The sequence below is a fragment of the Clostridium sp. UBA7791 genome (assembly GCF_002480755.1).
GTDB classification, from domain to species: domain Bacteria; phylum Bacillota; class Clostridia; order Clostridiales; family Clostridiaceae; genus Clostridium_J; species Clostridium_J sulfidigenes.
The window spans coordinates 172,910-185,590 of the sequence record NZ_DLCT01000001.1 but is presented as its reverse complement, the minus strand read 5'-3'; the positions used below and the strand labels follow the sequence as shown (position 1 = coordinate 185,590).

The 12,681-nt window shown below is 30.0% G+C and carries 11 protein-coding genes and 2 riboswitches; of the genes, 2 read left to right on the top strand and 9 right to left on the bottom strand.

The genetic code is table 11. The annotated features are described in order from the left end of the window. From B3Z56_RS00925 to yedE, 4 genes are all read right to left on the bottom strand, one after another. Positions 1-696, bottom strand: a complete 696-nt coding sequence (locus B3Z56_RS00925; protein ID WP_035129662.1) for a response regulator transcription factor — start codon at positions 694-696, stop codon at positions 1-3. A 133-nt stretch (positions 697-829) separates the two neighbouring features. After that, complete coding sequence (locus B3Z56_RS00920) at positions 830-1,066, bottom strand: putative Se/S carrier-like protein (protein ID WP_346847052.1); 237 nt, start codon at positions 1,064-1,066, stop codon at positions 830-832. 1 nt (position 1,067) lies between these two features. Continuing rightward, on the bottom strand, positions 1,068-1,283 hold the full coding sequence (locus tag B3Z56_RS00915) for a sulfurtransferase TusA family protein (protein ID WP_341349071.1): 216 nt from the start codon (positions 1,281-1,283) through the stop codon (positions 1,068-1,070). Then, complete coding sequence (gene yedE, locus B3Z56_RS00910; protein ID WP_035129665.1) at positions 1,267-2,364, bottom strand: YedE family putative selenium transporter; 1,098 nt, start codon at positions 2,362-2,364, stop codon at positions 1,267-1,269. Before yedE ends, B3Z56_RS00915 begins: the two co-directional genes overlap by 17 nt. Before the next feature lie 262 nt (positions 2,365-2,626). Between yedE and B3Z56_RS00905 the strand changes: the two genes are divergently transcribed. Then, positions 2,627-3,802 carry an aminotransferase class V-fold PLP-dependent enzyme gene (locus B3Z56_RS00905; RefSeq protein ID WP_346878058.1) on the top strand — a complete coding sequence of 392 codons (1,176 nt, stop codon included), beginning with the start codon at positions 2,627-2,629 and terminating at the stop codon, positions 3,800-3,802. Between the two features lie 234 nt (positions 3,803-4,036). Continuing rightward, positions 4,037-4,219, bottom strand: a riboswitch (cobalamin riboswitch). A gap of 353 nt (positions 4,220-4,572) precedes the next feature. Next, entirely contained in the window at positions 4,573-5,193 is a 621-nt protein-coding gene (locus tag B3Z56_RS00900; RefSeq protein WP_346847050.1) for a DedA family protein, read from the top strand. Between the two features lie 81 nt (positions 5,194-5,274). Here the strand turns inward: B3Z56_RS00900 and B3Z56_RS00895 are convergent, their stop codons facing one another. The 5 genes from B3Z56_RS00895 to B3Z56_RS00875 all read right to left on the bottom strand — a co-directional run bounded on the left by B3Z56_RS00895 (position 5,275) and on the right by B3Z56_RS00875 (position 12,205). Further along, a complete protein-coding gene (locus B3Z56_RS00895; protein WP_346878057.1) occupies positions 5,275-6,093 on the bottom strand; it encodes a DUF4430 domain-containing protein in 819 nt (272 codons plus the stop codon). Positions 6,094-6,160: 67 nt separating this feature from the next. Then, positions 6,161-8,971 carry a DUF4430 domain-containing protein gene (locus B3Z56_RS00890; protein ID WP_346877609.1) on the bottom strand — a complete coding sequence of 937 codons (2,811 nt, stop codon included), beginning with the start codon at positions 8,969-8,971 and terminating at the stop codon, positions 6,161-6,163. 13 nt (positions 8,972-8,984) lie between these two features. Beyond that, entirely contained in the window at positions 8,985-9,674 is a 690-nt protein-coding gene (locus B3Z56_RS00885; protein WP_346847047.1) for an ECF transporter S component, read from the bottom strand. Further along, positions 9,661-11,340: an energy-coupling factor transporter ATPase gene (locus B3Z56_RS00880; RefSeq protein ID WP_346847046.1), complete on the bottom strand. Its 1,680-nt coding sequence runs from the start codon at positions 11,338-11,340 to the stop codon at positions 9,661-9,663. The genes B3Z56_RS00885 and B3Z56_RS00880 overlap by 14 nt, the downstream gene beginning before the upstream one ends. After that, a complete protein-coding gene (locus B3Z56_RS00875; RefSeq protein ID WP_346878056.1) occupies positions 11,321-12,205 on the bottom strand; it encodes an energy-coupling factor transporter transmembrane component T in 885 nt (294 codons plus the stop codon). Before B3Z56_RS00875 ends, B3Z56_RS00880 begins: the two co-directional genes overlap by 20 nt. 224 nt (positions 12,206-12,429) lie before the next feature. After that, positions 12,430-12,605, bottom strand: a riboswitch (cobalamin riboswitch). Positions 12,606-12,681 lie beyond the last annotated feature (76 nt).

Below are 12,681 nucleotides of genomic sequence, written 5' to 3'. Positions count from 1 at the left end.
TTATTCAGCCATAGTAAACCCTATACCCCAAATAGTTTTTATATACTCTGTATCCTTATCTAATTTTGATATCTTAGATCTAATATTACTAATATGCACATTTACAGTATTATCTTCTCCATAGAACTCTTCATTCCATATATTCTTATACAAGTTTTCTCTAGTAAATACTTTTTTAGGATGAGTTAGTAAAAGCTCTAGTATAGAAAACTCTCTTACCGTTAGTGTAAGGTCATTTCCATTCACTGTGACCTTCATAGCTTCCTTATCCAGCTCTAAATTCTTATAAGCTAAGACCTGCCCCTTATCCTCTGAAGTACTAAATCTTTTATATCTTCTCAGTTGGGCTTCTACTCTTGCAGCAACTTCACTTATCTCAAAGGGTTTAGTAATATAGTCATCTGCACCTAATTTCAGCAGCTTTACCTTATCTGAAATCTCAGTTTTCGCAGAGATAATAATAATTGGCATAGTTTTTGATTTTCTGATTTCTCCTATCAACTCTTCTCCAGTTAATCCTGGTAACATTAAATCTAAAAGAATCAAATCATAATTATACATGTTAATGCACATTCTAGCTTCACTACCTGAATATGCACTACTCACCTCATAATTTTGCTTTTTAAGAATTTTGCATAGTAATCCATTTATATCTACATCATCTTCTACTACTAAAATAGATATTCTTTCTTCCATATATAACACCCCTCTTTATTAGTATCGTAATGGAACTTACATATATATTCTCTATATACTTTATATCACATAATTAACTATAGATAAACAAAGTAAAAAAGAACCTATCCTGTTACAGATAGATTCTTTCTATTTATTCACATTCATATACAAGAATGCTTTCATTACCCTCAATTTTAAATATCTTTTCAATATCTTCAGTTATCATATTGTTTATATCTCTGTCTGTAATAAATTTAACCCCAATTCCACAGTTAGAGCTAAGTCTTCTTGGAACTGGCATAGTTTCATTAGCAATTTCAATACTATCTAAATATCTGTGATATTTTATAGCCCCTGAATGGGTGAAAAAAACTCCAATATACTGCATTTTATTTAACTGCCTTTATTAGAAAATCTTCTTCTACTTCTGTAACTACAGCATTTAAACCTGCATTTTTAATAAACCTTGAAACATTTTCCTTAGCCACATTATTATCAACTAATATTTCAAATCCATCTTTGTTTGCACTTAATGCTTTTTTAGCCATTAAAACTGGTTGAGGACAGCTCATTCCCCTTGCATCTACCTTAACCAATAGAAACACCACCTTTGCTATCAGCCTTACTCTTACTTATGTTAAATGATTTATTCATACAGAAATAAGAAATCCCTAATAATATTGCTATTCCTATAAATATTGCAATCTTTCCATTGCCAGTAGGACCTTCTCCTGAAGATGCTAATTTGAAGTTATGTGCAAAAGCTGCTCCAACAATCATCCCCATTACTGTGATTGCAGAATCTGCATTTCCTTCCCCAGCAAGTATTAATTGTCTTAATGGGCATCCTCCTAAAAGTACTGAACCCCAACCTGCAACTAACATACCCATAAAGTTCCATAGTGCATCATTATGAGCTATAGGTTGTTCAACAAAGCCTAGTTTGAAATCTCCTAGAACTAAGTTTCCTATTAATGTTACTACAAATATTGATATAAATCCCCACATTAAATAACTATCTTTAAACATGATTAAATCCCTAATTCCACCTACCATGCAAAGTCTTGTTCTTTGTGCTACAATTCCTATAATAAGTCCTGCTGCTAAAGCAAACCATATAGGTGCATGCATAGAACCTGGACCCTTTGCACTAAAGAATATAAATGCTGGAGCAGATATTAATAATACTAATAACATTATTGCTATTACTGGCATTGCATATCCTTCAGCTGTAGTTAAATTATAATTTCTCTTTAAAGTAAAGCCTCTGTTTAAAAATTGAATTCCAACAAATATCCCTGCTGCAAATCCAAGTAAGCCTACTACAGCATTTAAGTCTCCACCAGCAATTCTAAGAACCATTCTAAGTGGACATCCTAAGAATACTAGAGCACCAATCATCACTATAGCACCAAGAATAAATCTTAAGAATGGTGAAGAACCACCCTTTACTTTGAATTCCTTTGTAAATAGTGCAATTATAAATGCCCCTAAAACTATACCAATTACTTCTGGTCTTATATACTGTACAACTTCAGCTCTATGTAGTCCTACCGCACCTGCTATGTCTCTTAAGAAACATGCTATACAAGCACCCATGTTTTTAGGATTTCCTAAATACACCAAAGCTACAGATAATAGACCAATGATTCCACCAGCAAAAATTATGCCTCTTTTTTCTTTCATGGTTTACTCCCCCCATATATTTGATAAATATAATAAATTTTGATAATAACTCATCCAAAGTAAATTTTAACATATATTTATATTTTTATTAAATTTTTATTACGAATAGACGAAGAACAATCTATTTGTTTTTTTAATACTTATGTAACCCTAATATATAAAACCTTTATATTTAATTCTCTATGATATAATAATGTAGGAAAAAATGTTTATTTTTAAAGCTTTAATTAGATATAGGATATATAGATTTCAGGAGGTAATTATGAGAAAAGTATATTTAGATAATGGTGCTACATCCTTTCCTAAGCCTAATTCTGTAGCTGAAGCTATGACAAATTATATTGTTAATGTAGGTGGAAATGTAAATAGGGGTAGTTATGATAGTTCCTTTAATGCAGAAAACATAGTCTATGAAACTAGAGAACTACTCTGTGAACTATTTAATTTTTCAAAACCTGAAAATGTAATTTTTACTAGCAATATAACTCATAGTCTTAATGTTATTTTAAAAGGATTTTTAAAGGCTGGTGACCATGTGATTACTTCTTCTATGGAACATAATGCAGTACTTCGCCCTTTAAACGCCTTACAAAGCAAAGGTATAGAGCACTCTGTAGTACCTTGTAATTCCCTAGGACAGTTAAATCCATCTGATTTACATAAATACCTTAAGCCTAATACTAAAGCTGTAGTAATGACCCATAGCTCTAATGTATGTGGAACTATTATGCCCTTTGAGGAAATAGGACAGTTCTGCAAGGCAAATAATATTTACTTCATTGCAGACACAGCACAAACAGCTGGATCAATTCCAATAGATATGGAGAAAATGAATATAGATGTTTTATGTTTTACTGGTCATAAGGGACTTCTTGGACCTCAAGGTATAGGTGGGTTTTTGATAAAAGATGAATTAGCTAAAATAACTACTCCTCTTATAGAAGGTGGTACTGGTAGCTTCTCTGAATATGAAATTCAACCTGATTACATGCCTGATAAATTTGAAGGTGGTACTCCAAATATACCTGGAATATTTGGCTTAAATGCAGCCTTAAAATATCTAAAGGAAAAAGGATTTAGTAGTATAAAAGATCATGAAATGAAATTAACTAAACTATTTTTAGATAACATTAAGGATATAAAAGAAATTAAAGTTCTGGGACTACCTTCTGCTGAAAATAGGATTTCTGTAGTATCCATTGATTTTCCTAAGGGTGATAATGGTCAAATATCCCATATGCTATCCAAAAACCACGGCATATCTGTGAGATGTGGGCTTCATTGTGCACCATCAGCTCATAAGACCCTAGGCTCTTTCCCTAACGGAACAGTAAGATTCGCCTTTGGCTCCTTTAACACTGAAGATGATGTATTATATGCTGTTAATGCTATTAAAGAAGTAATTGCTTCATCAGATAATAACACTCTATGGTTTTAGCAATATAATAATTAAAGGCTCAAAGATGCAATATCTTCAAACCTTTAATTATTATATATAAATTTTTTATAGGGCAATAATTACTAGGGATTTAAAGTTATATATTTACTCAACAACAAAACCCCTTAACTCTTCAGTTAAGGGGTATAAAAATCACAGAAAATTACATTAAAGTATATGCTATGCTTTAATATATCCATTCTTTTATAACACCCCTCCATCTACCGTAGAGTATCTAGTGTATTAATATAGGCAGGTCTTCTGACTTTGGTTCACAGTTGCTTCAGCCTTCCCAACATTCGTCAGTGGCGCTTTAAGAAGCTTCTCCCCATTACAGCGGCGGGACCGTATAAGATTTTCACTTACTTCCCTTTTAAACAAAGTATTAAACTTTGTACCTCTATTATTTTTATATTAAATTTTCTCTTTATTAATCAGCTTATGTAAGCTAATGCTATATATTGTTTTTTAATATAATATAGTGTATCAACTACAATATCATTATACTACTTTTACCCATGTAATTCAAGGATTTTCCTTGATTTTCATTTAGTATCTTATACAATACACTTATTATTCTTATTAATTTCCTTCAATATAAAAGTATAAGTAATCTATACATAAAAGTTATATCCTTAAGCCTTTAATAATATATTACAATATATTGTATTTAACATAAACTTAACTTAATTAAACTTTAAGTTTATACACTTTAAGTTTATAATACACTTGTTTAAATATATCTTAAAATATAAATTTGAGGTGCTTATATGAATTTTGTAAATGATTTTTTAAATACAATAATAACTACTATACAAGGATTTGGATATCCTGGTGTATTCTTAGCGGTATTTTTAGAATATTCCTGTTTTCCATTGCCTAGTGAAGTACTGTTACCTTTTATAGGTCTTTTAGCTTCTTATGGTAACTTTAGCTTTATTGGAGTTATTCTTCTTAGTACTGGAGCAGGATTAATTGGTTCAACTCTTTGCTATACCATTGGATACTTTGGAGGCTCTCCTATAATAAATTGGCTTTGTAGTAAATCATCTGGTGCAAAAAAAAGTTTCAATAAGTTAGATTTATTTCTTGATAAGTATGGAAAACCTGCTGTGTTTCTAAGTAGATTATTCCCTTTAACTAGAACTTACATATCACTAGCTGTAGGGGCTGTAAAAATGAGTTATTCTCAATTTATATTATACTCCCTTGGGGGTATAACTATTTGGAACATAATTCTTATATCTTTAGGATATTTTTTAGGTGAAAATACTGACCTAATTCAAAGGATTTTGAAAGATTATTCTATTGTAGCTATAGCTATTCTAGTAATTTGTTTTGGATTCATAGCTTATAAATTCATGAAAAAAAGAAAGAATTCCTTGGAGTAATTAAAAAATAAGAAAGTACCTTCAGTGATAATAGGTACTTTCTTATTTTATATATTTAACTAATGTTGGCATTGATAAAAATTAATTATTAACTCCATCCTCCCAATATTTCCATATCACAGTATCACCTTTATTATAAATCCAACTTCCGGTTCCCACATTAGGTTTAACAAATCCATTACTCCCACTTTTCTTTACATAGTAGCACCATCCACTTAAAGGACCAGCAGCTTTCTCTCTAATCCCTGCAATAGATGCAAAGTATGTTGTATCGTTAAAGCCTGTAGTTCTATATTTTATCCCTAACTCATCTAAAACCTTGAATGTTAATTGAGCAACAGTAATATTATCATAATCTACATATTTAGAAGCTAGTGTTTTATTACTTATTGTATCAATTACTATAAAGTTTGGAGTTTCATCTTTTACCGCTGGAGTTGGCTCCTCCTTTTTAGGTTCTACAGTTGCTTTAGAACTATTGGATGAATTTGATGATTCTTCCTTTTTACTTGCAGTTTTTTTCTTTTCAGTAGATGAATTTTTCGAATTATAGCTATTAGCATTAGATTTCTTTTCAGTGTTAGAATCAGAATTATCTTTAACTTTAGATAAATCATTAACTACAACATTTTCTTTATCATCAGTCTCTTTATTGCTTTCATTAACCTTACTATCTTCTTTATTATCAGTCTTATCCGTACTAGTTTCCTTATCACTTACTTCCTTATTAATTTTATCATTTTTGCTGTCTTCTTTATTTTCTTGCTCAGCTGTGATTGTAGCTTTTTCAGCAATTGTATTATTGAATGACTTTTGAAGTTTTTGTGCAAAAACAAACATTCCCGCAAAAATAATAAGAGCGGAAATTATAAGTAATATCTTATTTTTCCCCTTCAACATAGCACCTTCTCTCTAAATTCTAATAAATACACAAGGAAGCCTACAGCTTCCTTATGTATTTACTATTTTAGTTATTACTAATTCTTTTTCTTTTTATTAAAACAATCCCTGATACTATACAAATCAATGATCCAACTACTAATAAATTCAAATTCATAGGTTTTCCTGTTTTAGGAAGATCGTCTGCTTTATTACCATTAACGGTATTGGACTCACTCTTACCACCATTGTTTGTTTTGTTATTTGTATCATTATTTGTTTTATTATTTGTATCATTATTTGTATCATTATTTATTTCATTATCTGTTTTATTATTTGATTCCTCATCTGTTTTATCACTATTATCCTTAGATTCATCATCTTTAACCATCAAGCTATAAATACTAAAATGTGTAGTTTCAAAGGTAAATGTTAAATTATTATTATCAAATTTACCACCATCTATTTTTTCCCACTTAGTACCATTGTAATAATATGCTGCTAATTTTGAAACATCTATTCCCTTTATATCATCTTTTGATAATTTTATTACGACCTTTACTTTATTGCTACCAAAATCTTTTATTTCAGTTATCTTTCCTTTATTATCTTTTACTGACATAGTATAATCAAAAACCTTACCTATGATCTTAGTTCCATTTTCTATATTTAATATATTAGAATTTTTATCTAAAACTTCTCTTTTTAAGATAACCTGATAATCTTCTAAAATTCCTGTATATGAATCAAAAATCTTAGATGGTATATTCAAAGATGTATCATTCCAATTTACTACTACTTCATTTGACTCTGGACTCTTAATTATACCTATAGGTATTTTGATATCATCTGTATCTTCTGGAACATTAACTACAGGAGTATTATTACCTTCAACATATACAGGTAATAATTTTGCATCAATATTACTCTTATAATAATTGTATTTACCATTTCCTCTAAATTGCTCTAAGGCAATTAAAGCTCTTAATGCCTGCTCACTTGACATGTAATTATTATTAGTATCTGTTGTATGCTTAAATTGACCATCAGTGCCCTTAAATGTAAGCAGGGCAGAAACTAAATTATTTAGGTCTTCTCCATTTGATTTAGTGAATAACTCACCAGCTGGGTCAACACCTATTGATGTAAGTCCTAAAATTGTAAAACTAATACTTTCACTAGCTTCACTTCCCCAAGCTTCATAACATCCATTTTCTTTTTGCATTAATGCTAATGTTTTAACTGCTTTATCAATAGTATCTTTAATTTCTTTATTATTATCATAATAGCTTGATAACGCATTTATTGCAGCAGCAGTTGTATCAACATCTACATCAGCACCCCATATATTCCATCCACAATATTCATCTCCATCTACATCATAAACTACTTTACTATTAACTAACTCCTTAGCTAGTATATCTTTTGTAATTTTATATTCTCCACTTACATTACAGTAATCGTAAACCATCAGTCCAAATATCTGTGCATATCTATTAAATTCTTTTACATCTCTGTTAAATAACTCCTTAACCAAGTCATGACCTAAGAAATTATAAGGATTATAACCTTGGCTAGTAACATATATTATCATTTTTTCAAGATCTGTATCTTTATAAAAATACTCAGATAACCCATCTTCCTCTACTCCACTCTTAAATTGCTTAACTATATTGTTAAAGCTTTCTTTATTACCTTTGATTCCAAATTTACTTAAACTTAAAGCTGCCCACTCATCACCATTATTAGCAATCATATAGTTTTTAGTTTTTTCTAATTCACTCTTAACATCATATGAATCAATAGATGATAATTCTTTATAGTTAACTACTATAGTCTTCTTTCCTTCATTTCCAGCCTTATCTACTGCTTTAACAGATATTCTATTTTCGCCCTTAGAAAGATTAACAACATATTGTCCATCTTCATTAGGTTCAATAACATTTTCCCCTAATTTAACTTCACTATTAACCTTACCATCAACATCATCAATGGCAGATACTATAAATGTAAACTCACTTTTTGTCACTGTTGTTTTACTTATATTTGTTGTTATTTGTGGAGCAACTTTATCCTTTTGTTCAACAACAATTTTACAGTATGGTCTTGCTAGCATTCTATTGTCAAGAACTTTATCTTTAAAGGGCCTGCCAGTTTTACTGTAGTCAAAGGGATCACAATCCTTTACCCTTTTATCTGCAGTAACAATGTAGGTTCCTGGTTTATCGAAGTTTAGTTTTACTTGTCCATTTTCATCAGTAATATATTGGGTTTCTTTATCATTAATAATTATTTTTGCCTTATCTACTAAAGCCACATCATTTGGTATTCCACCCGGGAAAAAATATTTACCAGTTAAATCTAGTGAAATATCTTCCCCAGTTTTTGCGCTAACTGCTTTCTTATTAAAGTAACCATAACGTGCGTACACATAATTTTCCATGTGGAATAGTACTATACTGTCCCCATCTACTAAATCATGACCACCAACTAACTTATCTGTATAATTATCATTAACATAATATCCCCAACCATCAAATGACCCAAATGATCCCTGAGATACTCCATCAATATTGGATATATAGCTTCCACGTCCAAAGTTAAATTTGCTTTGATCTTTTGGATTAAGACCATTGGCTTCTAAAGCTTTGATTATAGCATGTATTGCCTTAGGCTCACCGCTAACTTCATTACAGTTATAAGGTTCTAACTCAAAATTTGTTACATCCACTTCTGTTTCTGGAACGATAGTATGGTCACTAGCTTCAATCCTAACCTTCACCTTTACAGATTTATCAGCAGCTTCAACTTTTTGTGTAAAAATTGTAGAAAACTGAGTAAATCCAATTAGTAATGCAACTAATAAACATAATAGATTCTTTTTAAATGTCTTCTTCATAAAATCCCCTCCATTAATTTTTTATATAAGTTATATCAAGCCTTCTTTTGTATCTTAAAAGTACATCAATAAAGCTATCATAGAATATAATTGAAAAAATAAAGCTACCTCCTCCATGTAAAATATCAAATGTTAATCCTGACAGATAAGCCATGATAACACTTTGTATTGTAATTGGTTTTACAAAACCCAAAACATACCAAAAATTCATGATCCAATCAAACATAAATCCATAGATAAAACATATAATTGAAAATTTTAGAGCCCTTACTCTTTTTCCCTTTCTACCCCAAATACCAGATATAATTCCCACAAGTCCCCAGGAAAACATCTGCCACGGTGTCCATGGTCCCTGACCAAAAAATATATTAGATAAAAATGCTGATGTACTCCCAATAAGAAATCCTTCATAGGGCCCAAATACAAAACCTGATAATGCCACAAGGAATGTTACAGGCTTCACATTTGGTATAGGAGCAAAGGCAATTCTCGATAGTGCAGTAAATGCACTTAAAGTTGCAATTACTGCAATCTCCTTTGTACCCAGCATACTTTTCTCAAAGTAAAAATAACTTAAAAACAGTATTCCCAAAACCCCCAATGTAGAAAGTAGGGCAAAACTATTTTGGATATCCTTTTGCAGTGTAAGTATCATAAGAACTAAAATAATAAGGGAGGTTATTATTAAACTAATTTTTTTCATTTGCTTGTCCCTCTTTTAGTAAATATTTTTTTCCTTCATCAAGTGTAAAAATCTTCTCATTTACATTCTTAAAAAGTTTATTTATGGAAGTTGTATAGTAAATTCCATGGCTTAGTACCTCATCTCTACTTCCCTTTGATACTATTTCTCCATTAAACATAAGAGCAAAACTTTTGCAAAAATCACAGGCAAAATCCACATCATGGGTGACCATAACTATTGTAGTTCCATTATTATTTAAATTTTTAAGAACCCTACCTAATTTATTTTTAACTTCAAGGTCAAGGCCTCTTGTTGGCTCATCAATGAGAAGTATTTTAGGCTTCATCACTAATATAGAACCTATGGCTACCCTCTGTTTTTGACCTCCACTTAAATCCCTTGGATTTTTATCCTTAAGTTCATAAATATCTAAATCTTTTAAAACCTTTTCTAATTCTTCCTTATCAAAGGAATTATAATTATCCATTGTAAACTTTAGTTCTTCATACACCGTTGATTTTGATATGTAATCATTCGGATTCTGTGATACATATCCAATGATACTTGCCATCTTATTAACAGTTAGTTTTTTCACTTCATTACCAAATACCTTAATACTACCCTTATACTCTTTAAGCCCAATAAGAGAATTTAAAAGTGTACTCTTACCAGCCCCATTTGCTCCCATAATACCTATGAAATCTCCATTTTCAATATTTAATGAAAGATCTTTTATGGCATGAATTGAATTGAAGTAACAATTTAATTTCTCTGTTTTTATTGCATTACTACCATATTCGCAAACTTGTTTCTTAACATGATTTTTATCTATTTTAAAATCTAAACAATCTATGCTAATATCAGAATATTTATCATCAATTCTACATCTAGTTTCTTTGAAATTATTAGGCATATTACCCCATGAAAGGTTTTTGCTAAGCTTCAAATAATCAGGTAAAAAATTAATAACTTCTTCTTTAGATTCTTTATAAAAATCATACCTACTATTATAAAAATTAACTTTACCCTCATTCATAAAGGCAATTTTATCAGCTATATCAAACCATTTATTTACTCGCTGCTCTATAATGATTATTGTTATTCCTAATTCTTCATTTATTTTTCTAATTAGATTCACAATGCTTTCTGCCGCAGAAACATCAAGCTGAGAGGAAGGTTCATCAAAAATAATACATTTTGGCAAATATGCCACTGCAGAGGCTATTGCAACTTTTTGCTTTTGACCACCTGATAAAGTTGTTATATCTCTTTCTGCCAGGTCAGTTATTCCTATAAACTCCATGACCTCCCATACACGTCTCTTAATAGTTGATTCACTTACCCCTATATTTTCAAGTCCAAAAGCAATCTCTCTATGAACCTTATTCATCATTAATTGTTTCTCTGGATCCTGAAAAACCATTGTAACTGTCTTTGCCCTTTCGCTATGGTTCATCCCTTCTAACGGTACTCCATCAATGATAATTCCTCCTGATATTGTGCCCCCATAAAAATGAGGAACAGCCCCAGTAATTGATTTAGCTAAAGTTGATTTCCCTGAACCCGATTTCCCAACTACTAATAAAACCTCTCCTCTACCTAATCCTAAATTTATGTTATTTAAAGATTTCTTTCCTTCTAGAGGATATGAATAACTTAAATTTTCAATCTCTATATATTCCATAGTCTTTCTCCCTACTATATTTTAAAATTAATAATGTAATAGCTAGAATAATCACAAATATTGATGTTGTTCCATAGTTAAATATATTTACTAGACTTACCCCATCATATATTTTGAAATCAACAGCTCCTTTATATTGAGCAAATATATATACTATTAATAAAACTCCGCTTAAAACCATAATAGAAATATCTTTTTTTCTAAACTTCTGTCTGTCATAGGTACTTCTTTCATTACTTAAAAATCCTCTAACAAAAGCTGCTTCCCCTATATCAAAAGAACTTTCCATAGAATTTTCAAGTAATATTGACAATACTGGAACATAGCTTTTAGTCTTTTCTCTTGAACTCTTTTTATTAAAATCAACTCCTCTAATTGTATAAATTTCTTTAAGTTTATTTAATCTATCTCTAAGACCAGGAACTAACTTAAAAGCAATAACCAGAGTTAAAGTTGATTTTGGCATCTTGCTTGAAAAATATGAAATTGCCCTATCTGAATCAATAATAAATTCAAAGGATATAAAGAGACTGGCCACTGCAAATAACTTAAGTGCCATTGTTAATGCATATATTAAAGCCTCCAAGGTAAATCTTTTACTTCCAATTTTAAATAAAATCATACTACCTTGTGTAACAAATATCATATTTAGAAGAATTATAAATATGGCAAAGGGTATAAAATAGACTAAAACTTTTTTTAATTTATATGTGTTTCCGCTATATATGAATAATGAAAATATATAAAAATATAGAGAGAAAACCACTGCCGGATTATCATTAGAAAAAATTATTATTATTAATGATAAAAATAGAATAATATATGTTAGAACATGAAAATCAAACTTTCTTTTGTTAAAACTCAATTTTTCGCCCCCTTTTAAAAATATTAATTTATTACTTATTTCAAATAAATTTGAACGTAAAAGAAGTCCATTTAACTCTAAGTTAAATGGACTTAAATAACATCATATTTACCAACCATATACATCATAAAAATATATAAATACAAAAAATATATTAAAAATATATTTATGTATACATATGTATATAAATATCTTGTGTTACACCACTCCATTCTCCGCAGAGTTTACGTGTTAAAACACAGGCAGGTCTTCTGACTCAGGTTTCATGGTTTTTGTACACCTTCCCAGTTTCCCAGTGGTATAAGTACAAAACTCCACCTTTACAGCGGCGGGACCGTGTAGGATTTACACCTACTTCCCTTTTAATTGATAAAATCAAACCTATATTTCATTATTTAGTTTTATTTATTTTTTCAAATTTTACAAATATGATTATACTACAACAAATATTTACATTCAAGGGTAAAAAGTCAATT

Bases quoted from the DNA above. Each gene is read 5' to 3' on its own strand.
- B3Z56_RS00925 (WP_035129662.1), bottom strand. From the start codon at position 696: ATGGAAGAAAGAATATCTATTTTAGTAGTAGAAGATGATGTAGATATA.
- B3Z56_RS00920 (WP_346847052.1), bottom strand. From the start codon at position 1,066: ATGCAGTATATTGGAGTTTTTTTCACCCATTCAGGGGCTATAAAATAT.
- yedE (WP_035129665.1), bottom strand. From the start codon at position 2,364: ATGAAAGAAAAAAGAGGCATAATTTTTGCTGGTGGAATCATTGGTCTA.
- B3Z56_RS00905 (WP_346878058.1), top strand. From the start codon at position 2,627: ATGAGAAAAGTATATTTAGATAATGGTGCTACATCCTTTCCTAAGCCT.
- B3Z56_RS00900 (WP_346847050.1), top strand. From the start codon at position 4,573: ATGAATTTTGTAAATGATTTTTTAAATACAATAATAACTACTATACAA.
- B3Z56_RS00895 (WP_346878057.1), bottom strand. From the start codon at position 6,093: ATGTTGAAGGGGAAAAATAAGATATTACTTATAATTTCCGCTCTTATT.
- B3Z56_RS00890 (WP_346877609.1), bottom strand. From the start codon at position 8,971: ATGAAGAAGACATTTAAAAAGAATCTATTATGTTTATTAGTTGCATTA.
- B3Z56_RS00885 (WP_346847047.1), bottom strand. From the start codon at position 9,674: ATGAAAAAAATTAGTTTAATAATAACCTCCCTTATTATTTTAGTTCTT.
- B3Z56_RS00880 (WP_346847046.1), bottom strand. From the start codon at position 11,340: ATGGAATATATAGAGATTGAAAATTTAAGTTATTCATATCCTCTAGAA.